Origin of the sequence: Chitinophaga sp. YIM B06452 (assembly GCF_039655965.1) — a bacterium.
GTDB lineage: Bacteria > Bacteroidota > Bacteroidia > Chitinophagales > Chitinophagaceae > Chitinophaga.
Map to the genome: position 1 here is coordinate 124557 of NZ_JAWLKY010000005.1, position 24860 is coordinate 149416.

General features: G+C 54.2%; 8 protein-coding genes. All 8 read left to right on the top strand.

The window, feature by feature from the left end:
* Positions 1 to 8: 8 nt before the first annotated feature.
* Complete coding sequence (locus tag R3I13_RS22200; RefSeq protein ID WP_346320173.1) at positions 9 to 1715, top strand: sodium:solute symporter family protein; 1707 nt, start codon at positions 9 to 11, stop codon at positions 1713 to 1715.
* Positions 1716 to 1717: 2 nt separating this feature from the next.
* The gene (locus tag R3I13_RS22205; protein ID WP_346320174.1) at positions 1718 to 4258 is read left to right on the top strand and encodes a glycerophosphoryl diester phosphodiesterase; all 2541 of its coding nucleotides are present in this window, start codon (positions 1718 to 1720) and stop codon (positions 4256 to 4258) included.
* A 5-nt stretch (positions 4259 to 4263) separates the two neighbouring features.
* On the top strand, positions 4264 to 7590 hold the full coding sequence (locus tag R3I13_RS22210; RefSeq protein ID WP_346320175.1) for a hypothetical protein: 3327 nt from the start codon (positions 4264 to 4266) through the stop codon (positions 7588 to 7590).
* Positions 7591 to 7601: 11 nt separating this feature from the next.
* Complete coding sequence (locus R3I13_RS22215; protein WP_346320176.1) at positions 7602 to 8993, top strand: SGNH/GDSL hydrolase family protein; 1392 nt, start codon at positions 7602 to 7604, stop codon at positions 8991 to 8993.
* Positions 8994 to 9108: 115 nt separating this feature from the next.
* The gene (locus tag R3I13_RS22220) at positions 9109 to 11934 is read left to right on the top strand and encodes a hypothetical protein (protein WP_346320177.1); all 2826 of its coding nucleotides are present in this window, start codon (positions 9109 to 9111) and stop codon (positions 11932 to 11934) included.
* Positions 11935 to 11945: 11 nt separating this feature from the next.
* Positions 11946 to 14225 (top strand): FAD-dependent oxidoreductase, encoded by a 2280-nt coding sequence (locus R3I13_RS22225; RefSeq protein ID WP_346320178.1) that lies wholly within the window; start codon positions 11946 to 11948, stop codon positions 14223 to 14225.
* Positions 14226 to 14479: 254 nt separating this feature from the next.
* On the top strand, positions 14480 to 14941 hold the full coding sequence (locus R3I13_RS22230) for a hypothetical protein (RefSeq protein ID WP_346320179.1): 462 nt from the start codon (positions 14480 to 14482) through the stop codon (positions 14939 to 14941).
* A gap of 561 nt (positions 14942 to 15502) precedes the next feature.
* Positions 15503 to 24832: a neuraminidase-like domain-containing protein gene (locus R3I13_RS22235; protein ID WP_346320180.1), complete on the top strand. Its 9330-nt coding sequence runs from the start codon at positions 15503 to 15505 to the stop codon at positions 24830 to 24832.
* Positions 24833 to 24860 lie beyond the last annotated feature (28 nt).

The window sequence follows — 24860 nt, forward strand, 5'->3', positions numbered from 1 at the left end:
CAAGAGATATGAATACTGCGATAGACACCTCCGTAATAGTGATTTTCTCCGTTTTTATCATGCTGGTAGGGTTTTCCTTTTCCAGGACGGGAAGGAACCTCAAATCCTTCTTTGCAGCCGGGGAAGCAGTGCCCTGGTTTATCGGCGGGCTTTCGCTTTTTATGAGTTTCTTTTCCGCGGGCACTTTCGTAGCCTGGGGTTCCATTGCCTACAAATACGGCTGGGTGGCCGTTACCATCCAGTGGACCATGTGCATCGGCGGACTGGTAACGGGCCTGTACCTCGCCCCTAAATGGAAGGCGACCGGCAACCTCACCGCCGCCGAGTTCATCCGCGAGCGGTTGGGCAGCGGCGTACAGCGGTCGTACATCTACATTTTCATGATCGTATCGTTGCTCATCAAAGGCTCTGTGCTGTATTCCGTGGCGCGGCTGGTAAGCTCCTCGCTGGGTTTCCCGCTGATGCCGAGCACCGTGGTACTGGGCCTGTTCATGATCGCATACACCGCCGTAGGCGGGCTGTGGGCCGTGATGGTGACAGACATCCTGCAGTTCGTGATACTCACCGCGGCCGTGCTGCTCATTATTCCCCTCGCCTTTGATGCCGCGGGAGGCGTAGACCGCTTCCTGCATTTTTCACCGGAAGGTTTTTTCAGCGTGGTGAACGGGGAATATACCTGGGGCTTCATTTTTGCTTTCGCGCTTTATCACATCTTTTACATCGGCGGCAACTGGACCTTCGTGCAGCGGTATACCAGCGTAGACACGCCCAGGTCCGCTTCCAAAGTGGCTTACCTGTTCGCCGGCCTTTACATTATCAGTCCTGTGCTGTGGATGCTCCCCCCGATGCTGTACAAGCTGATCAATCCCGCCCTCACCGGTCTGGATACAGAGAACGCTTACCTGATGGTATGCCGGCATGTATTGCCCGCGGGGCTGATGGGGCTCATTCTCACCGGCATGTACTTCTCCACCTCAGCTTCCGCGAACACGGCGCTGAACGTGGTGTCTGCCGTATTCACCAATGACATTTACAAAGGCCGCATCAATCCCGGCGCTGACGATAAAAAGCTCATGCTTGTGGCGCGGCTTTCGTCGTGGCTCTTCGGCCTGGGCATGATCGGTATTGCATTGATCGTGCCGTATATCGGCGGCATCGTGGAATTCACGCTGAGTATTGGCGCCATTACTGGCGGGCCTTTGCTGGCGCCGCCTATCTGGGCATTGTTTTCCAAAAGGTTGAACGGGAAAGCCACCTTGTTCATCACCGTGGTGAGCCTGGGCGCCAACCTGCTCTTCAAAATGATCCTGCCTTTCACGTCCGGCATCCGGCTGAACAGGGCCGATGAGATGCTCCTGGGCGTGGGGCTGCCTTTCCTGATGCTGCTGGCTTACGAGATATATGCACGCGCGGTTGGGAAGACAAGTGAAGAATACAACAGGTTCCAGAAAATAAAAGCAGAACGGAAGATCTCCGCGCAGGCGCCCGATCCGGAAGAAGCGGCGGCCATCCAGCAGCAGAATATCTTCGGGCTGAAAGTGATCGCTTTTTCGCTGGCCTTCATTGCCCTGCTGCTGTATATCCTTTGTTTCTTCGCAGCCGGCAGCGCTGCGCTGGTAGCGGGTATTGCAACGGTCGTGCTGCTGCTGGCCCTTATCCCGCTGAGAGCTTCTTTCAAAAATGCGCACCGCGCGGTGCAGCCTGTCAAAAATTAAAGATGATACGCAGATACACGATGATATTGATAAGCTGCCTGCCCGGCCTTACGGCCGTGGCACAGCAGCCTGCCGCTTTGCAGAACGGGAATCTCCGCCTGCAATGGGAACAGACGCCGCAAGGTTATTCACTCAAAACCCTGGCGGTAAAAAAAGACGGCGCCTGGCACAAGCTGCGCTCCGCCGGGGAATACACTGTATTGTATTCAGCCGCCAAACCGGATAAAACACCGGTGCCCGTGTACGATGGCAAGGGGAAAGAGATACATGATTTCCCGGAAGAAAAATACCGGTACATCCAGGCTGCATGGAAAGAGCTCACACAAGGCGTGCAGCTCAATACCGCCGGCGAGGCTTACCATTTCCGTCCTGCATCCGCAACCGCCGGCGGCGACTCGCTGGTGTTTAAAGCCGAAAACGCCGTTGCTGAAATTACCGCCGTATGGCGCAACGATCCTGCTTTCGCAACGGATATACAGGTAAGAATGACGTTGCGGGCAAAAGCGGAAGGTTATTTTTCACTGGCCTCTCCCACCCTCGCCACCTTCCGAGAAAACGAGCTGGAATGGGCCGGTATCCCCGGTTATTACCAGGGCCGTTACCTCGAAAAGGATTTTATAAAAGCAGCCATGTATTTGCAGGGCATCCCCGCAAAACCTCTCGTGGTCAGGGAAAGGACCGCCGCCACTTTATCGCCTTTCATCAACAGCCGCGACCGCATCACCCTGGCGGTGATCCCCGACCCCGGCACCGGCCGCGACCCCTGGGAGAACGACAAAAAAACGCATTCCACCTGGAAGCTCGGGCTTTCAGTGATGAACAGGAAAGCCGAGCTTTCACCCACCATTTACCATCCCGTTCTCGGCGAAGACCGCTCCTTCATGAAAAAAGGAGAAACCGTTGAATTCTCCTTCCGGTACAGCTTACAGGCGGCAGACTGGTATACCGTGTATAAACATGCTGCCAATGATATTTACCGCTTCCCGGATTTCCTGGCGCTGAAAGAGACCAAACGCTCGCTCACCAACCGCATACTGGACATGCACCGTTACGTAACGGACGATTCCACGTCCATGTGGCGCAACGAAGACATGAACGGCATGAAAATAGGCGCGCAGGCCTATCTCGGCGGGGTATACCTCTCCGAAAAGGACGCCATGAAAAACTCCGATTACGGCGCCATGTGGATGCTCGCCAATATCATGAACGATACGGTGCTGCGCAACACCAGGCTGCCCTATGCGCGTAATTTTAAACTGCAGCAGCAAAATACCACGCCCGGTTTCTTTCACGGCTCCGCCGGCGGGCAATACTATTTATACAAAAGCAAACGCTTTACGGAAGAATGGGGCCCGTATGTGGAACCGATCGGCCTTACTTATTACATGACGATGGACGCGGGGAATATCCTTCTCTTCAACCCCAACGACGCTGCCATGAAACAGCTGCTTACCGCCGCGGCAGACCGTTTGCTGGCGTGGATGGGAAAAGACGGCCAATGGCGCGTGGCCTACGACCACCTCTCCACGAAACCGCTCTTCACCGAAGTGCAGGATTTCCGGCCCACCTTCTATGGCCTCGTGATCGCGTACCGGGTGCTGAAACAACCCAAATACCTGGCAGCTGCTAAAAAAGGTGCGGACTGGTATATCAAAAACGCGGTGAATGAAGCCCGCTTCCTGGGCGTATGCGGCGATGCCCGCTTCGTGCCGGACTTTGCCACTGGTCAAAGTGCGGAAGCGCTGATGGACCTTTACGATATCACCGGTGAAAAAAAATACAAAGAGGCCGCAATCAAAACTGCGCGCATTTATACCGCTTCCGTATACACACATCCCATTCCTACCAACGCTGTTAAAACCGTGAATGGCGTGCAGCGGAAAGATTGGGAGATCAGCCAGGTAGGCCTTGGTTTTGAGCATGGCGGCACCATCGGCAGCGCCAATCCTTCCGGGCCTATCCTCCTGGCAAGCCATGCCGGCATGTTCGTGCGGATGTTTGCCCTTACCAAAGATTCGCTTTTCATCAACATGGCCAGGGCCGCCGCGCTGGGCCGCGACGCATTTGTAGACTCTGCCACCGGCGTAGCATCTTACTATTGGACGAATATGAACAAAGGCGCGGGCCCCTATCCCCACCATGCCTGGTGGCAGATCGGCTGGATCACCGATTACCTGCTGGCGGAAGCGGAACTGCGCTCCGGCGGGGCGGTCAAATTCCCGAGAGGCTTCATTACACCAAAGGTAGGTCCTCATCAATCCTACGGCTTTGCACCCGGCGTTGTGAACGGCACACCCGCGTCGCTCCTGCTGCGGCAGGGACTGCTGCAATGCGAAAACCCTTATCTCGATTATTACTGCGCTATCAGTGGAAAAGAAAAGAAACTGTTCTTCATCCTGCTGAACAACGACGACTCACCGATGCGCACCACTATACGTGCCGACTATACGAAAGTGCCGGTAACGCCGGCCGGGGCTGACAATAACATCCCGGTAGAAATAGCGCCTTATGGCATTAAAGTGATCACCGTAAACTTCCGTTGAACCGCATGAAAAAACGATTGCTTGCATGCACACTGTTGACTATCGGCTTTACCAAGGCAAAGGCGCAGCGTTCCTATTTCATGGAAGCGGAAGACTTTGGCATCCGGGGAGGCTGGATCGTTGAAAAGCCCGTTGGCGGCGGCGTTTCCGGCAAACAGATCCTGCGCGTGATATCCGGCGGGGTGAAGGCGGCGGATGCGCTCACGGTGATCCGCGTGAAAGAAGCGGGTGAATATACCGTATGGGCCAGGACCGTTGACTTCCCGGAAGACAGGCCCGGCACGAGGGTCTTCCAGGTGTTGGTGAACGATGAGCCCATGGCGCAGGAATCCGGCAGGCACGGGCATGCGGATTACCGCTGGGAAAAAGCGGGCATTGCCCGGATGGATAGCGGTGAAAACGTCATCCAGCTGCGGGACAGCCGGGGTAATTACCCGCGCGTGGATGCGTTGTTCCTTACCACGGAAAATATCGCGCCGGATAACGCCGATCTTCAACCTTATAAAACATCCCCGGTACCTGTAAATCTTACTCCCGCTGAAATGCCCGGAACAGCCCCCGGGAAGGTGGATGCCGGTGCTGCTATGATCAGCGTACTGGAGAATGAAAATATCAAACTCGAAATACTGCAATCCGGCGGGCTGATGATGCGCACTGCTATCAAACACAACGGGGCCTGGCAATACCTGGATGCCTCAGTGGAAGAGAACCGTATCGTATTGCTGTCCTCCGGCGACCCACAGATCACCTTCGGCGGCTTCATTCCCGGCTGGAATGGTTCGCTGGGTTACAGCCGCTTCAGCTGCAAAGGAAAAACATACACGGTGATGCTGCCGGAGAATCTTGGCAATCCTTTTCTTTCCGGCAAGTTCACCGCTTTCAGGCCGGCTGCTGTTGAAAAAGTTGCATCAGATAATTTATTGCTTACCTATCGTTCAGAAGACGGGCAGACGATCAAAGGTCACTGGATTCTGCGCCCGGGGCAACGCCATTTGCAGCTGAACCTGGAATACACTGCGGCGCAGGCGGCTTATTACAGCATAGCCGTAGGCGCTTTGCAGGGAGTGAAGGAAAACAAAGTGGCCAGCATTCAGCTTCCGCCGATGCACCAATACCAGCGCATCCCGCAACAACCCGTGCTGCTGCCTTCCGCGCTGATGCCGCAACCGCTGGCCATGATGGAACTGGAAGGGAAAAAACTCACCGTGTTCATCAGCGGCACAAAAGAAAGTTTCCCGAATGCCTGGGGTACCTCCCATACTTCGCCGATGGGCTTTGGCATCCGGAATGAAAGGAATGAAGTGCAGCCGGTGGCGTTTTCGCCCGTGCCGGGACTGCCATCTTCCAAATTACAGGCCGGTCAGACGATCAAAAGTTCTTTTGCCATCGGCGCTTTGCCTTCCGGCTGGAACGATGCGCTGGAGTACATTTCAGACAGCATATACACCGTGAAGGACTACCGCAGCCAGCAACTTTCCCTGACCGAAATGATGTTCAACATCACCGACCTCATCCGCAACGACACCGCTTCCGGCTGGGCGCCCGCCCTGAAAGGGTTCTATGATATCGAAGCGGACCCGAAGGCCGCACCCACCGTAGTACAGGCCGCGCCGCTGGCGGTTGTTGCAGCGGCTATTCTCGCCCGCGATGAGGACTTCTACATCCGCCGCGCCCTGCCTTCGATCGAATACACCCTTTCGCGCAGTGGCTTCCGCTGGGCACAGAAAGGCATGAGCAAAACGGCTGCCATGCTGAGCCCGTACAATTCACAATTCTCTACCGCCTACTACGAGGGGCTGTACAAACTTTTGGGAGAAACCAATCCCTGGCTGAAAAAGATCGCGCTGCCCGACGACCGCATCCGCAAGGCCAGCGGCTATTCCGTGAACGTCCCGGCATGGACGCAGGAACTGGCCGCCTACCGCCTCACCGGCCGGCAACGTTATCTCGATTCAGCGGTGGCACAGGCTAAGGCATTTATCAACACAGAAGTATATGGACGCAAAACCGTTCCCCTCGGCAAAGTGCCATTTTACAATACATCGTTTTACGCCTACTGGTGGGACCTTCCCGATCTCTACGACGCCACCGGCGATGCGTCTTTCCTTGATGCAGCTTATACCTCCGCATTTCACACATTGATCGGCGTGAGGAGTTACCCGGGCGTGGCAGACTCCTTGCAGACCATCCACAAGGGCAATGCCTTTGAAGGCAATACCACTATGTGGTGGAAAGGTGGGGAAAAATACCGGCTGGGCTTCCCCCGAAAACCGGGCGATGCGCCGGAAAAGAAAGTGCCGGCATGGCTGGTATCGCCCGTAGGGCTTGGTTTTGAACAGCCTGTTACTTTCTTCCCGCCCGGCAGGGAAGTGCGGCACGTGTTCATGAGCAGCTGGGCGCCCCACCTGCTGCGCCTATACGAAAAAGGTAACCGGAAAATATTTGAGACATACGCCCGGAATGCAGTCATAGGCCGGTTCACCAACTACCCCGGATACTACGCTACCGGCTATACGGATATTACCCTGCATCCTGATTTCCCTTACAAAGGCCCGGACGTGAGTTCTATCTACTACCACCATATTCCGCCGCACCTGGCGTTCACGATGGACTACCTGGTTACCGAAGCCATGCAGCGCTCCGGCGGCAGCGTGCGGTTCCCCTACGTAAAGCAGGACGGCTTTGTATGGTTCAACAGCCGCGTGTTTGGCGCAGGCGCAGGCAAAGTGTTTGGCGACGAAGCCGTGAGCCTCTGGCTGAAACGCGGGCTGGTACGCATCAGCAGGCCGGAAGTAAATTACATCACCGGCATTTCAGGAAATAAGTTCTGGGTGATACTGACCAGCGAAGCGCAGGACGCGCTCAGTTGCAGCGTGGAACTGGGCGAAGAAGCACCGGTTGCAGGCGGCAACGCGCTCATGCATACCACCGGGGCGCAGCCAGTAACACTGCCGGTAGAAAACCGCGCAGTGAATGTACAGCTGGTGGGTAAAGGTTTTGCGGCATTGGCATTTCCCTTATCCCGCAAACCTGCCAAAATAAAAATGCCCGCTTTGAAGGACGGCATGCAGGTAACAGACATGGGCGCAGGCATTGGCCGGTGCTACACTTTCCGCATCCGTTCGCCTTTTGGCTGGGATGCAGTGTACGGCTACCTGGAATCGCTGGAAAGCGGCAGCGTGACCATTTCCATGAACCACAAGGAAGAAACAATATCCGCTTATCCTTTCGAATGGTCGTTTCACCCGCTGAAAACCGGCGAGGAAGCGCAGCTGAAAATACAGGTTAAAACGAAAGACGGCCGCACTATTGAAAAGACGGTCGGGCTATGAATACAAACACCATGAAACAGAAATGGCTCATACAGGGTTTGCTGCTGCTGATGGCAGCGGGACAAGCCACCGCACAGAACCGGCAGGACCTTATTGCCGCTTCGCAGGCGGGCGCTTCTCCCCTTTTCTTTCAACCCGGCGCGGATGTACCGCTGGTAAGCACTGCCGGGTTCTCCGACAGCAGGGAATGCAGCCTGCGCAACGGTCTTCCCGCTTTCTTTAAAAAAGCAGGCGCCGGGAAACCGGTGGTGATCGGCTTTATCGGCGGCAGCATTACCCAGGGCAGCGTTGGCTACCGGCCGCAAACGATGCGGTATATCCAATCCATGTACCCCAATGTGGAAATAAAGGCACTGAATGCCGGCGTTTCCGGTACAGGCACAGAATTGGGCGCCTGCCGCATCGGTGAACAGCTGCTGCAGCATCAGCCGGACCTGGTGTTCGTGGAGTTTGCAGCAAACGGCGCTTACGCCAAAGGCATGGAAGGGATCGTGCGGCAGATCAGGCGGGCGAACCCCGCTGCTGACATTTGTCTTATCTACACCATTGTAACCAACCAGCCGCAGGTTTACGCTGCCGGCAACATACCTGAAAATATCAAAGGCCTGGAAAAGATCGCGGAACATTACGGTCTGCCGTCGGTGCACCTGGGGCTGCAGGCGGCTTTGCTCGAAAAAGAAGGCAGGCTGGTATGGAAAGGCAATGAAGCGGACAGCGGCAGGATACTTTTTTCCAAGGACGGCGTGCATCCCCTGCAGGAAGGCGGAAACCTTTACGCAGCCGCGATAGCGCGCAGCATGGAGAAAATGAAACAGCAACACACTGCACAAAATAGAAACGCAATGCCCGCGCCTTTATTCCCCGATAACTGGGAGGACGCCGGTATGTACGACCCGCTGAGAATCGCACAGTTCAGCGGCGATTGGCAGCCTGTTACGCTGCCGCAATTCTCCGCATGGTTCCCCCGCATACAACAGGCCTCTTCGCCCGGCGCATCTTTCACCTTCCGCTTCAAAGGCAGCGCCTTCGGGCTCTTTGACGTGGGCGGCCCGGAAGCAGGACAGATCGTGATACAGGTGAATGGAAAAGACATGAAGACCATCGCCCCGCCCGAGCCCGGCACGCAGGTATTCCGGCTGGAAGCGGGAAACAGCATCCCGGTAAACCGTTTCAACATGTACTGCAACAACCGCTACCGCGGGCAGCACCAATTGTTCAGGCTCGAACCAGGCGATTACACCGTTACCATCCGGCTATCTTCCCAAAAAGCAGATAAAGCCGCGATACTTGGCCCGGCGCAGATTGAAGACATTACCAAACACCCGGAGAAATACGACAGGACCGTATTGTACCTGGGAAAAATATTGATAAAAGGCACACCTGTTTTAAACGGAAACCGCTGATACGGTTGGGAATGTTCCCGCAAAATGGGAATGTTCCCAGCTTATTTTGCGGGAAGAAGACTAACAGTACAGTTTACACGATAATAAATTTGCCTTCCGGCATTAAAGAACACTTATGAAGAACAACTATCTGCGGATGACCATATGCCTACTGCTGACCGTATCAGGCCTGCAGGCGCAAGTGCGCGTGTCGTCCGGGAAAGATGGGATCACGCTTGCATCAGCCGGCGGCCGGTATACGTTCGCGCCGGTATTCACGATATTATACAATGCCGCCGATCCCGGTATGGCGTTGAAACCTGCGGGTATTAAAAAAGTGAGTTATAATGTACTCAGCTGGAAAGTGAAAGACAGCAGCAAGGCGGACCTGGTACAACAAAAGATCAGCGCCGCTGTAGCAGGCGATGGTTTTGACGACAGCATCCTGCGCGGCAAAAAAGAACAACGTACCCGGAGCATATTGAATGCCGGTGAAAGCACCGAACTGCGCGCCAGCAGCATCCGCAGCAAAGGCGATACCGTATTCTTTTCATTCCCTTCGCCGGGCGGCATTACGTTCGATGCCTATGTTGCAATGAACACGAAGCCTTATCCCGTTTTACATTTTACATTTAAGCCCGCGAAACCCGGCTATTACAGCATCGGGTATACCGGCGCGCCCGCGCTCTCGCCCGAACACGCCGCCGCGCTCTGGCAGCCGATGATCTGGCAGGAAAAACGTGTGCCTGACGCGCCTTATCTCACACCCGCATTCATGGCCCCGCTGCCCACCACGATGGTGTACGACGGCAAACATACACTAGGCGTGATGGCATCGCCGGAACATCTTCCTTTCCAGCCCTTGCCGACTCTGCCTAACAGCCGGTTCGGCATTGCATTGCGGAATGGCAAAGGGCAGCTGCAACCGCAGCTTTACGCACCCATTCCAGGCGGCTATGGCTCACTGATGAAAAGCGGGGACACTTTCTCCTTTTCCATGCAGCTGGTGGCAGAGCCGCTGGACATCACCCATACCTATCAAAAAATTGCGGAGGACGTCTTCGGCTTCCGCGACTACCGGCGCAATGACATTGCATCGCTCAACACCGTGCTGGACAATATGACGGCCTACGCAATGACGCACTACGCCTGGTTTGTAGACAGCCTCAAAGGTTTTGCTTACTCCACCGATGTGCCCGGCGCCGTGAAGAACGTATCCAGCCTGAACCCGCTGGAGCTGGCACTCGTGCGCGACGATGCGGAGATGTTCGAAAAACGCGCGTACCCGCTGATGGAATACATGCTTTCACGGGAGAAATTCCTGTTCAGCCTGGACAGCCTGCAGAAGATACAAAACCCCTCCCGCAGGCTGAAAGGTCCTGTGGCGCCTATCTCCGAGCTGGGCGCCTTGTACAGCGTATTCGGGAAAGAAAATGATTTTTACCTGCACCTGATGCAGCGGGAATATACCTCGAGCCGCATGCGCAACCTGGACGTGAAGGAGTCCGGCGGCAGCTGGACCAACGCCATGCGCCTGTACAAAGCCAGCGGCGACAAACAATACCTTGACGCAGCCATACAGAAAGCGGGACAATATCTTGAACAAAGAGTGCGCCGGCCACAGACGGACTTCTCCGATCCCTTCTCCGGCGGTTTCTTTTTCTGGCCGGCCTTCACAGACCGCTGGATAGAACTCTCCGAACTCTACGAGCTCACCGGCGACACGGCTTACCTCCATGCGGCTGTACAGGGCGCGAGGAATTATACGATGTTCACCTGGATGAGTCCCGGCATACCAGACAGCCTGGTAACAGTGAATAAAGGCGGCAAAGCGCCTATGTACTGGTACCTGCGCTCCAAAGGCCATGCGCAGATGTATTACCCCGAAGAAAAAGCGCCCGCCTGGCGGCTTTCAGAAACCGGTCTTACGCCTGAATCTTCCGGCACGGCCACCGGCCACCGCGCCATTTTTATGGCCAACTACGCGCCATGGATACTGCGTATCGGCTATTACGCGAAAGACACTTTCCTCATCAATGTCGCGAAAGCAGCTGTAATAGGCCGTTACAGGAGTTTTCCGGGTTATCATATCAACACGGAAAGAACCACCGCCTACGAGAAAGAAGATTTCCCGCTGCATGAACACAAAGCACAGAGCGTGAATTCCTTCCACTATAACCACATCCTGCCGATGGCCAGCATGCTGATCGATTACCTGGTGACCGATGCGTTCGTGCGCAGCAATGGCCGGATCAACTTCCCGGCGGAGTTCATTGAAGGATACGCTTACCTGCAGAATAAAATGTACGGCAGTCAAGGTGGCAGCTTTTACACGGAAAAGAATGTGCAGCTTTGGATGCCTTCAAAGCTGCTCCGTTCCGATAACGTGGAGTTGAACTATATCTCAGCGCGGAAAGGCAACAGGCTCTTCCTCGCCTTTACCAATCAAAGCGCACAGCCGGTTACCACCAGGGTCACGTTCAATCCTTCGCTGGTAAAGCTTTCCAGGCAGAGCAATATTCGTTCTTTTACTGGCAATGAAGCAATGGCGCTGCTGGACAGCTCATTCAGCATTACCGTTCCAGCCAATGGCATAGCGGCAATAGTGGTGAACGAGGCATCGCCTTCCGTGCAGTTCCAGGAAAAAATATTGACCGCCACCGGCGACCGTGGAAAGGATTACGCTGAAATAAAAACAGGCAATGCAAAGGTCATGCTGTTCCGGCTGGGCTCTTACGGCAGGCGGCTGTTCGTTTTCCTGGAAGATGACGACAGCAAATGGAAAAGCGTGCGCCTGCACTACACCGATGCTGCGGGAAAAACGCAGCAGCTGGTAGACGATGCTTACCCTTTTGAACTGACCGTTCCGCTGGAAAAAGCATACGCCGTGCAATGCCGGCTCACGCTCGAAAAAGCGGGCGGCGGTATGGTGGAAAGTGAAAAAATAATTATAGGCAAATAAAATACTGGATGATGATAAAGTCGGAAGCTTCCGGGGTACGGACATTCCCGGAAAAGAACATTGTTGTTGACCTCGTGATCACCGGGGGCGGCCTCTCAGGTGTATGCGCCGCCATTACCGCCGCCCGCCAGGGTTTGAAGGTGGTATTGGTGCAGGACAGGCCGGTGCTGGGCGGAAACGCTAGCAGCGAAGTAAGGCTCTGGATACTCGGCGCCACCTCGCATATGGGGAACAATAACCGCTGGGCCCGCGAAGGCGGCCTGGTAGACGAAATACTCGTGGAGAACACCTACCGCAACCCCGAAGGCAACGGTGTGATCTTCGACATGATATTGCTCGACAAAGTAAAGCAGGAACCTAACATCACCCTGCTGCTGAACACAGCGGTGTACCAGGCAGACATGCAGGACGCCGCCCGCATCCGTTCACTGAGGGCTTATTGCAGCCAGAACCAGACCGAATACGTACTGAAAGCCCCGCTGTTCATCGACGCTTCCGGCGACGGTGTCGTAGGCTTCCTTTCAGGCGCGGCCTTCAGGATGGGCGCGGAAAAAAAAGAAGAATTCGGCGAACTGTTCGCCCCTTCCGAAGAATACGGCGAGCTGCTTGGCCATAGCCTTTATTTTTACAGTAAAGACACCGGCCGCCCTGTAAATTTCATCCCGCCTGCCTTTGCGCTGGACGACATCACGAAAGTGCCCCGTTTCAAGAGCTTCAACGCGAAAGATCACGGCTGCAAGCTGTGGTGGATAGAATACGGCGGCCGCCTCGATACCGTGCATGATACCGAGACCATCAAATGGGAATTGTGGAAAGTGGTATACGGCGTTTGGAACTATATCAAGAATTCCGGTAAATTCCCCGAAGCTGAAACCCTCACCCTTGAATGGGTGGGCATGATACCGGGCAAACGCGAAAGCCGCCGCTTCGAAGGAGATTACATCATGCGCCAGCAGGACATCGTGGAGCAACGCAGCTTCCCCGATGCGGTAGCATTCGGCGGCTGGTCTATAGACCTGCACCCGGCAGACGGTGTGTTCAGCGAAAAGCCTGGTTGTAATCAATGGCACAGCAAAGGCATTTACCAGGTACCATACCGCAGCCTTTACAGCCGTAATATCAGCAACCTGTTCCTCGGCGGCAGGACCATTAGCGTGTCTCACGTAGCATATGGCTCCACCCGCGTGATGGCTACTTCCGCGCATGTTACGCAGGCCGCAGCCATGGCTGCTGTGATCTGTAAAGAGAAAGGGTTGCTCCCCGCAGCTATCGGCGCACATATGCATGAGCTGCAACAACGCCTGTTGCAAACGGGGCAATACATACCAGGTCTCATTTTCAACTCGCCGAAAGACCTTACTGCTACTGCGTCCATTTCCGCCAGCAGCGAGCTGGTGCTGAAAGAATTCCCCGGCGCCCCGCTCCTCAAGCCACTGGAGATCTCTTCCGCGCAAATGATCCCATTGCAGAAAGGAAAAACACCTTCGCTCGTATTTCATGCGGAGGCAGATACTGCCACCACGCTGGAAGTAGAACTACGCATCAGCAGCAGGAATGGGAACTTCACGCCGGATGAAACGCTGGCCCGCCAAAGCATTGCCATCCATCCCGGCCGGAACTGCATGAAGCTGGAATTTGAGGCGGAGATGCAAGAGAACGGTTATGCTTTCATCATCTTCCATAAAAACCCCCAGGTACAGCTACACTATACGCATAAAAGGGTAACGGGCATCCTGTCTGTTTTTAATACGGTGAACAAGGCAGTGTCCAACTTCGGCAAACAAACGCCACCGGAAGACATTGGCATGGAAGCCTTTGAATTCTGGTGCCCGCAGCGCCGCCCCGAAGGGCATAATATCGATTTCAGGATGCCGGAAGGCCTGGATACCTTCAGGGCGGAAAACATCCGCAATGGCCTGGAAAGGCCCACCACGCAGCCCAACGCCTGGGTGGCAGACTGGAACGACGCACATCCTTCGCTGACACTGGAATGGGACCAGCCTAAAGAGATCAGCGCCATAGAACTTTTCTTCGATACGGACTACGACCACCCGATGGAATCTGTGCTGATGGCGCATCCTGAAACTGCCATGCCCTTCTGCGTGCGCGAATACCGGGTAAAAGACGAAGCAGGCAATTTGCTGGCGGAGAAAAAGGATAATTACCAATCCTTCAACAGGATACAATTAACCAAACCCCTGCGCACGAAAAAACTGGTGATAGAAGTGGAGCATCCTTCCACGGATGTACCGGCAGCGGTATGCGCAGTGCGGTGTTATGGAGGGAATTAAATGACATGTCCGGCGGCCGGGGTTGATACAGTGTGACAAAAAAATATCAACCCTGGCGCGCGCTTTGATATTCTTAAACACGGGTTCATTATGATAAGTGACGCCATACCATTCGCTTTTGCCCCAGTAATAATTCAGGATGGTGTACCTGCCTGGGGGAAAAAAGGTATTTTGCACACATAAAGACTAGTCCTTAAAATTCCCTGCCAACATTTACGGGCATATGAAAAAACATTGTTTTAAACGATCAACCGATGGAATTCGACCAGGTAAAACAATTACTCACAGACGCGACCTACCGGTCTTCCCTGGAAAAGATCTGCGCGCTGCTCGGCCTGGAGCTTCATGAAGACCTGGATGTACCGCTTCTGTCCACCGCATGGACTATCGTGCGGCATTCCGGTCTTACAGAAGCAGATTTCTACCGGGTTTTGCATGCGCATACCGACGCGCTGACGGCTTTTTACCTGAAAGCGGCAGAGATGATCCCGCCGGATGAAGAGTTGGAATATCCTGAACGGGAAAGGCCTGGCGAAGAAGGCGACGGCGAAAAATGGGGCCTGTCCGTCCTGGCATTAATGATCACCATCATAGAATTCCACTACCTGCTGCACAATGATGAAAAAGGGCTGGAAACATTCTTAAAGAAAGAAAAAATTCCCTCCGTTAAATACCTGGAGCAGCTCCGGGAAGTGTATAAAGCCATCACGTTTTGATCTTTTAACTCCTTCTTTTGAAATCAGGGCTCTTTCTCGGCCTTAAAATCACCGTATTGTTGTTAACCCATTATTAACAAATAAAAAATTTCACGGCATTTATCGCTAACGGCCATTCCCCCCCGGTCATTCATCAACATCTCCTGAAACTATTTATAGTAAAAGACTACAGCGTGCATAACAAATCCCTTCAGTGAATTTTTCAAAATGATTTCTTCTCCAAAAATCATTCAGTTAACCATCCATTAACAAAAATAAATTTTGCTCCTTTAAAAGATTCTTCTAAATTCATATCATACTTTTCCTCAAAGTACATTTGTTATTTAGCATTGGTGTTACCTAAATCGCAGCAAACTCAATACTGTAAAGTGTTTTAAGACATAACACTCTACTACCCGAGGACCCTTCTTTCTTTTTGTATATGATTAGGATAACAAGTACCCAAGATTAATCCGAATTAATCCTTAAAATCTATTGTGCATGAAACCCTAGATGAATCCATATCATTTAACGACCCTGCTTCCTGGGCGACCACTTGTTTAATCCTAAGAAATTGTAACCATGAAAGGTAACAGTAACGGCATCTCTATTGCCTCCACGGTGGATGATTTTATCCGGAACCACCCGGACTTCGATCTCCTGTCTTTCGACTTCTGCGACAAAGCGGAAACCCCTGATCTTCCTCTGGACCAGCCCGGCATCAACCAGCTGATGACCCTCCAGCGGCTGCTGCGCGTGTACAACGACCGCGATGCCGCCAACACATTGCTTTCCGCTGGGCTGGATTCCGCACATGCCATCGCGCGTATACCTGCCCATCGCTTCCTGCGCATGTACGGCCCGCAATTCAATACCACGGAGGATCCCGGCATTGCGCAAAAGATCCATGCCAATGCAACCGCCATCGCGGCAAGGGTCAAGCATGTATTTGCCAATATCCACGGCATGGTGGGCTCCCCGCATTTCAACGCCGCTTTGTTCAACAACGTTTCCGATACGCTCCGGCAATACGCCATGGATATTCCCAGCTACCAGGACCTTTTCGGCGACCTGGACTTCTGTGAATGCGAGCATTGCAAGTCGATATTCAGTCCTGCCGCGTATTTTCTCGATATCATGCGTATTACGGACGACTACATCACCGATCCCAACACCATCCCAGCCGGTATGACGCTGGAAGAGCGCCGGCCGGACCTGTTCCGCCTCCTGCTCACCTGCGAGAACACCAATACCCTCATTCCTTTCCTGCAGATCGTGAACGCCGTGCTGGAAGCCAGGCTGGAAACCGGTCTGGTAGTGGCAACGGGCACAGCGCAGGGCGGCACTGCGTCTACCATCACGTTAGCTTCCACCGCTTCCGCGGATAACAATGCCTACGCCGGCATGGAGCTGGCCATCACCAGCGGCACGGGAGCCGGGCACAAAAGAATGATCCAGTCCTACGACGGTAGCACCAAAGTGGCTACCGTATCAGAAAAGTGGAGCGTAGTGCCGGATAACACAGCGGTGTACACTATCTACCAGGACGTTTACCACCAGCTGGCGCTGGCCCCCTACCCCTTCAACCTGCCCTTCCAGCTGCCATTGCAGCAGATCCGCCTGTACCTGGGCCAGCTTGGCACTTCACTCACGGATATCTATACCAATTTCCTCCACCCGGCAGAAAACGGCATAGCACAATCAGGCGCCGCCGATAATATCGTGCTGGCCAAAACCGCATCGACGGCAGACAATGCTTACAACAACATGCAGGTGCAGATCGTATCCGGCACCGGCAAAGGGCAGCTCCGCATCATCAGCAGCTACACAGGCAGCACACAAACGGCCACGGTATCAACACCATGGACCACCGCGCCGGATGCTACTTCGCAATACTACCTGACCAACACTTTGTACATGGCCACGGAGCAGCTGGGCCTTTCGGTAGAAGCCTACCAGGTATTGCTGCCGCCCGCAAACGTTTCAGGGTCTGTGCTGTCGCCGTATTTCGGGTATAAGGACCTGAACGATGAAGACCTCGTAAAAGCGCTTACGCCGCTGAACGAATTCCTGTACCGCACCGGCCTCACCCGGCCGCAGTTCGTATCGCTGATCGTGCAGGACCTCAGCCAGCAAGAGCTCTCGGAAGACCTGGCCAACCAGTTCTTCATCAACGACACCGGCGAAGGCCTGCCTTACCTGCAGATCGTTGCGGGAGACGATGGATCCGGCAATATCATTGAAAAGATCGGCAACCTCAGCATCAAACGCATCGACCGCCTGAACCGCTTCATCCGGCTGCAGCAAACAACAAAGTGGAGCTACGCCGATATGGACTGGATGATGAAAACATTTTCCCAGGCAGAGATATCCGATGCGTTCATACAGGAACTTGCGCTGGCGTGGACCTTGCAGCAATCCCCGCAGATCACGCCCCCCGTGTTCAGCAGCTTCCTGCAGGATATGAAAACGATAGGAAAAAAGGACGACGCTGTTCCGATGTCTTTCTTTGACACCGTTTACAATAACCCCGGCCTGCTGAAAGGAAAGAACCCCTATAACGCTACCGGGTACACGCCGTTCGACCCTTCCGTATTGCATGAATGGGCCATCAGCGATTATACAGGCCTGAACGCGGAGATCAGGGGCCGCCTGAAAGCAGCGCTGGGACTGAATGACAACGATCTCACCCTGCTGTCAAACTTTGTGTACTGCCTGGTAACGGCAGACCGGCTGACGCCGGGCGTATTGCCCTTGTCGCTGGCCAATCTCAGCTGGCTGTACCGGCTTTCAAAACTGGCTGCTTTGTACAAATACAGCATCAACGACTGCCTGCTGATGTTGTCGCTCATTTATTTCCCGCAGGAGCTTAACTACAAAGAGCCGCCGGCAGGCGCGCTGCAACCGGGCGTTCAGCTGCTGCTGAGCATCAAAGAAACAGATACCTGGCTGAAGAGCACCAATTTTACCGTAGCACAGCTGCAATATATCCTGACCGGCCAAACGCAAAACAAGTTCAACAAAGGATACAATCCCAATTCCGTTCCTTCTTTTGTGACCAAGCTGGCCGTGCTGGCGGAAGGTTCCCGGCTGAAAAGCGATTCTTTCGTATTCGAGGACATCGATGAGCATGAATCCGCCGACATCTTCGACGGCATGCTGAAGCTGGGGCTGATCAACAGCTACGGCATTACGCTGAAAAAGACCATCTACTACAGCCAGGCCGCGGCGCAGACGCCGATAGGAGACGACGCATTTGTAAGCGCAGACCTTACGCCCGAAGAATCGCTGACGGCATTCAACCAGCTGGTCGCCAATGATCCGCCGCTCCTCGTGGACGTTTTCACGAAAGACGGCATTCAATACGGCTATCTCAGCAGCGCCTTCACGGAATACACTTCGCTCAGTTTCCTTTTCGCTTCAAAAGGCGCGGGAGAGTCCGGCTCCATCTCGGCCTACGACGGCGCCACCCTGACCGCCACCGTGGCCCAGGCGTGGACCACCATCCCTGACAATACTTCCTACTACCAGGTGGTAGCCACCGCCAATGCCGGCACCGCTGCCGGCGCCGTTGCCAACGCCATTACGCTGGACAGTGCCGCTTCCGATAAAGACAATGCCTATTCCGGCATGGAGATCACCATTACCGCCGGAACAGGAAAAGACCAGGTGCGCACCATTACCGCTTATGCAGGCGCAACGCGGCTTGCGGAAGTGGATAAGAATTGGGATACGATACCAGATAATACCTCGACCTATGCAGTGACCTACGTTTTCGCCGAAGGGCTTGCCCAGGGTGGCACTTCCACCACCATTGTGCTGGCTGCAGGAAGCTCCGCCACCAATGACGAATACAAGGGGATGCAGATCAATATCGTGGCTTACCCGAAAGCATTGCTCAAAAGGAACCTGGTAAAGAACATCCTGCTGCAGTCCCGCAGGGATATCCTTCACGCGATGGACATATTCCAGAACGCATTCGCATTGCAGAACAAAAACGCGCTGGAAGAACTATCCGCTTTCCTGGGCACTTCCCCGGAAATGCTCACCCTGCTGTTGCCCTTCGTTTCATCCGCCGTGGACCTGGCGGACTACCTGGACGCACTATTGTCTCCCGTGCCCGCTGATGCGCAGCAGGGCTTCCTGCCTTACCTTTACGAAGATTCTTTTGTCACAGACGGGCTGATCGACGCCGCTTCTTCCAAAGCGGTATACGACGCCCTCCAGCAACACGACCCGCCGTACCTGCTGGCGAGCGTGATAGTGCCCGGCGAAAAAGTAAGGGCACAGGTAAGCAGCGCCTTTACCAGCACCACTTCCCTCGAATTCCTGTTCACCGGCGACGCGCAGGCAATCATCAAAAGAGAACGCGTACGCACCCTCCTGTTGCTCAGCCAGCGCGCCTTCAAAGTAAATACCCTGATCGATTCATCAGCCAGGAGCGTGATGCTGGTAACAGTGCTCAACTTAAGCGCCGGTGAAACAGACGCCATCTTCACGGAGCCTTCCTGCTGCAATATCAAAGACCTCAAGCATCTTACACTGCTGAACATTCAATCCATCAGCGCCTACAAAGCGCTGATCACCATCCTCCATGATTCAAGCGGCGAGCTGGTCAGGTATTTCCAGATGGATAAAGACGGGCAGTGCAGCGGCATCAAGATCACAACCCTGGCCAAACTTACCGGCTGGGACCAGGCGCAGCTCTGCAAGCTGATCAACCTGGTCTGGCCCAACGACGACATCAATAACAAACACAGCAGCTATAACACCGTTGACGGTATTTTCAGGCTGATGGGATGTTTTAACCTCGGCGTCAAAACCGGCATCGACATCAACAGCCTGCTGAACCTCTACAACCTGCAGGGATTACCGGTAGGCACCCCATCAGGGCTGCCCGATTACGCGAACTGGCTCACCTATACCCTTGCGGCGGGCGCCGTGCTGGGCAATGTAAATGCCAGCGCGGGCGACGAAGCATTCGCGGAACTGCTGACCGGGTTCAATAAAAAGACCGATACACAAAGCCGGGACGCGCTGGTGGGTTACACTATCTGGACGCTGAGCGAAACATTCCACTTCATCCGCATGCCTTCAGACCTTTACCAGTTCCTGCTGATAGATGTGGAAATGAGCGCATGCGATTCCGTTTCCCTCATCGCGCAAGGCATTGCTTCCGTACAATTGTACATGCAGCGCTGCAGGCTGATGCTGGAAGAAGGCGTTACCGACCTCAGCAACATCCAGCCGGTATGGTGGGAATGGATGATGGCATACCGGGTGTGGGAAGCCAACAGGAAAATATTCCTGTACCCGGAGAACTATATCGATCCCGCATTGCGCCGGAGCCAGACGGCGCCGTTCAAGCAGTTCTCCGAAGCCATGCTGCAATCCAATATCAGCGATGCGGTAGTGACAGCGGGCTTCCTGGATTATTTCGAGAGCTTTTCCCAGCTGGCCAGTCTTAACTATTGCGACGCCTACAACTGCCTGGTAGACAAAGGCAGCAAAACGCCTCCGGAACAGCAGACATTTTTCTTCGCCCGCACCAATACCGATCCTTATAAATTCTATTACCGGATCTATTACCCGCAGTCAGACAAATGGGAGCAATGGGAAGAGATCAACCTCACCATCAACGCGTATTTCATTACGCCGGTGTTTGCCTACAACCGGCTCTTCATCACCTGGACGGAACGCTACAACACTTCCTACCAGCAGATCTCCGGCGGATCAACTACAGACGAGGCAACGGCGTACAAGGCAGTATTCAACTACGCCTATTACGATCAGAACAAAAGCTGGGTGCAGGCGCAGGGCATCAACCGGCAAATAGTGGAGGATTATTATCCCACCACTTACAACGAGGGCAGTCTTTATATTGATCCCAGCCTGATCAATCCTGATGATCTTTACTGGCAGAAGACATATGCCCTGAGAGTGCCGCCCAAAACGATTCCCGGTACGCCGGATACACATTTCCCGGAACGTGTGCTGATCACCCTGGGCGCTTTATACAACATCCCCGAGTTCGAGGTAGATCCGGCGGATAAACCGGTAGACCGCAGGGAAAACCCGGACCTGCACGATTTTGAGCTGGCCATTTACGAAACCACCGAGCGTGTCAATGCCATGATCAAAAAAGGGAATACGCGCTCCGGCAAGATCTTCCTCAACAATTCCGCCCTTCTTTTCCCGAACCTCCAGGATACCCACCAGCACCTGGTGATACTGGATTACGACGAGCTGGCCGACCAGCCCCGTCCCTACAGGCCGCAGATGGACCTTACCAACCGCATCCTGAACGTTATTGAAAGCGACAACCTTATTTACGATAATTATTTCGCGGACTATGTGAACAGGACCGTATCGGGCGTGATGCAAACGCCTTCTTCGCGCTTTGCATTGCCGCCGATGACGCCTTCCGATAACTCGCCGATCCCGCTGTTATACAACATTTCAGATACCAAAGGCAATATCATCACCATCAAGAACCAGCCGGGATGGTTCATATTCAGCAACGGCGATGTATCGTTCCTGTTAAAAGTAAATGATGAAAATGTAAAGACCCTTTCTGATATCCTGATAGAGCTAAATGCCTCTATTTCCGGCCTGCCGGATGAGCTGGACCTGAGGACAGGGCCATATACCAGCTCGGAAATAGATTTTAACACCCTCACTTTCGCGCTCTACCGTTTATCCACCAGCACCATCGATACCATGAGCCAGCTGTTGTTCGTGGGCGGTATCGATACATTGCTTACGCCTGAAACGCAGCAGCTGCCGGAGATACCCGTCAAAACATTCTACAAGGATGGCACCATGCCCCCGCCCAACCTGGTGATCCCCGATCCTGCCACGATCGATTCACTGGATTTCAGCGGCGCTTACGGGATCTATTTCTGGGAGATCTTCTTCCATGTGCCATTCCTCGTGGGTGCATCGCTGCAGCAGAACCAGCGCTTCGAAGAAGCCATGAAATGGTACCAGTACGTATTCAACCCTACAGAACCGCCCGACCCGAGCCTCGGGAACCCGAACGACCGGTTCTGGCGCTTCCTTCCTTTCCGGAACATGACCAAGCAGTCATTGATCCAGACACTGACCGATCCCGCAACGATCAAAGCCTACAACGACGATCCCTTTGACCCGGACGCCATTGCTGCCCTGCGGCCTGTGGCTTATGCAAAGTCTATCGTGATGAAGTATATCGACAACCTGATCACCTGGGGAGACTTCCTGTTCGCGCAAGACACACGGGAATCCATCACCTCGGCCACGAACCTGTACGTGCTTGCGTCTGACCTGCTCGGGCAGCGGCCGGAAGTGATCGATAAATGCCCTACGCCGAAACCGGAATCGTTTAACGACATCAAAGCGAGCTACGACAATAAGACCATCGCCACTGGCACAGCCGTGAGCGCCACCACGCTCAGCATCACGCTGGACAGTACCGCTTCCAAAGAAAAAGACGCGTACACCGGCATGTACATTGAGATCACTGATGGCACAGGAATGGGCGAATCGCGTTACATCACGGCGTACGATGGTGCTTCCCAAACCGCGACCCTCAGCAAAAAATGGGAGGCCACGCCCGTCGCCGGTTCCAAATACCGTATTTACCAGCAAGGGATACCGCAGTTCTTTATCCGCCTCGAGAACTCCGCCTTTACAACAGGCGCCACGGAAAGCAATCAACAGCTCGCCAGCGTGGCATTCAACAACATTCCCTCTTACTTCTGCGTGCCCGAAAACAGCGAGTTCGTTGCCTACTGGGCCCGCGTGGAAGACCGGCTCTACAAGATCAGGCATTGCCAGAACATGCAGGGAATAGAGCGCCAGCTGGCCTTATTCGAGCCGCCTATCGATCCGCGCCAGCTGATCAGGGCCGCGGCTTCAGGCGGCGGGCTGTCGCTCACCAGCCAGCTGGAGCCGCAGGTACCGTATTACCGTTTTTCTTTCATGATAGAAAAAGCCCGCGCGCTCACCGGCATCCTCATGCAATTCGGCAGCGGCCTGCTGGCAGCGCTGGAGAAAAAGGACGCGGAAGCCCTGTCGCTTTTAAAAGTGACGCAGGAAAAAACGCTGCTCAATCTCACGACCTACAACAAGCAGCAGCAGATCAACGAACTGACAGTAACCGGGGCTTCATTGAGCGAAAGCCAGAAAGGGGCAAAAGAACGGAATACCTACTACAGCAACCTGATACAGACAGGATTGCTGCCCGGGGAAATACTCAACCTGGAAGCGATGACAGCTGCGATGGTACTGAATGTTGCGGCAGTAGTTGTAAAAACCATGTCCTCTATCTCCTACGCCCTGCCCAACGTGGGGTCGCCTTTTGCAATGACCTACGGCGGCGAACAGGTGGGCGCTTCCGCCAGCGGCGCAGCGGAAGCCATCGAGGTCGGCTCTATCGTATCCAATTTTGTGGCGCAGCTGAGCGCTACCATTGCCGGATACCAGCGCAGGGAGCAGGATTGGGAACTGCAGCAGAAACTCGCTTCCATCGATGAAGCGCAGATCGGGTACCAGATCATGGCCAACGATATTTCCAAACAGATCGCCGAGCAGGAACTGCTCATCCACCTGGAATCCATCAGGCAGAATGAAGAAACAGAAGCCTTCCTGAAAGACAAGTTCACCAACGAAGAGCTGTACCAGTGGATGGCCGGGCGATTGTCTACCGTATATTTCCAGACCTACAACCTCGCCGTAAGCCTCGCCCGTTCCGCGCAGCGCGCCTACCAGTACGAGCTGAACAACAACACCACTTTCATCAACTTCGGTTACTGGGACAACCTGCAGAAAGGCCTCCTGGCCGGCGAAGGCCTCATGCTGGCGATCGAACAGATGGCCACATCGTATATCGATATCAACATACGGCCCTTCGAGATACAAAAGAACATTTCCCTCATGCAGCTGGACCCGAAAGCCTTGCTGGACTTCATCAATACCGGGGAATGCATGTTCAGTTTTTCCGAAAAACAGTTCGACGATGACTATCCCGGCCAGTACGCCCGGAAGATCAAAACCATTTCTGTGTCCATCCCCGCGGTGATAGGGCCTTACCAGAACATCAAAGCCACGCTCACACAACAGGCCAACCAGATCGTCATGCAGCCGGACGTGAACGCCGTGAACTACCTCCTCGGCGGCAGCAATGCCGAAGTGCCGGAAGCAACCGTGCTGCGCACCAACTGGTGGATCAACCAGCAGATAGCGCTTTCCAGCGGGGTGAACGACGACGGGCTGTTTGAGCTGAACTTCAACGACGAGCGTTACCTGCCTTTTGAAGGCACCGGCGCTGTGTCTTCCTGGAAGCTGTCTATGCCCAAAGCCACCAACCGCATCAATTACAGCGGTATTTCCGATGTGATCATCCAGTTAAAATACACCGCGTTCAACGGCGGTAAAAAGTTCGCGGACGATGTGATGGCGCTGGATACCATGAAAGCTTACAGCGGCAGCAGCCTCTTCAGCCTGGCGCAGAACTTCCCGGCGCAATGGTACTCCTTCATGAACGTGCATCCCGACGATATCACACAGGTATTGAACTTCCACCTCTCCGGCTACATTCCGCCGCATGTTAAAAATGCGAAGCTGACCGGGCTCTTCTTCCAGCTGAAAGTGCGGGATGGCGCGAATGCTACCGGCGCGGGGAAATACATCAGCCTGAAGCTGTCCGATACGGTGTCTGTTGATTTTAACCTGAACGCAAAGCAGTCATTCATGCAGACCTTCGACTGGGCCATACCTGCGGATTCCGTGATGGATGAAACGCTCACGTTTACGCTGGCAGACACACCCGCAGACCTCAAGACCAAAACAACCCCGGCCTACCTGGATCCGCTGGTAGTGGAAGATGCAATACTGGTGCTGTTTTATGATGGAGAAATACAATGGAAGTAACGATCATTTATATTTTTTCACCCCAATA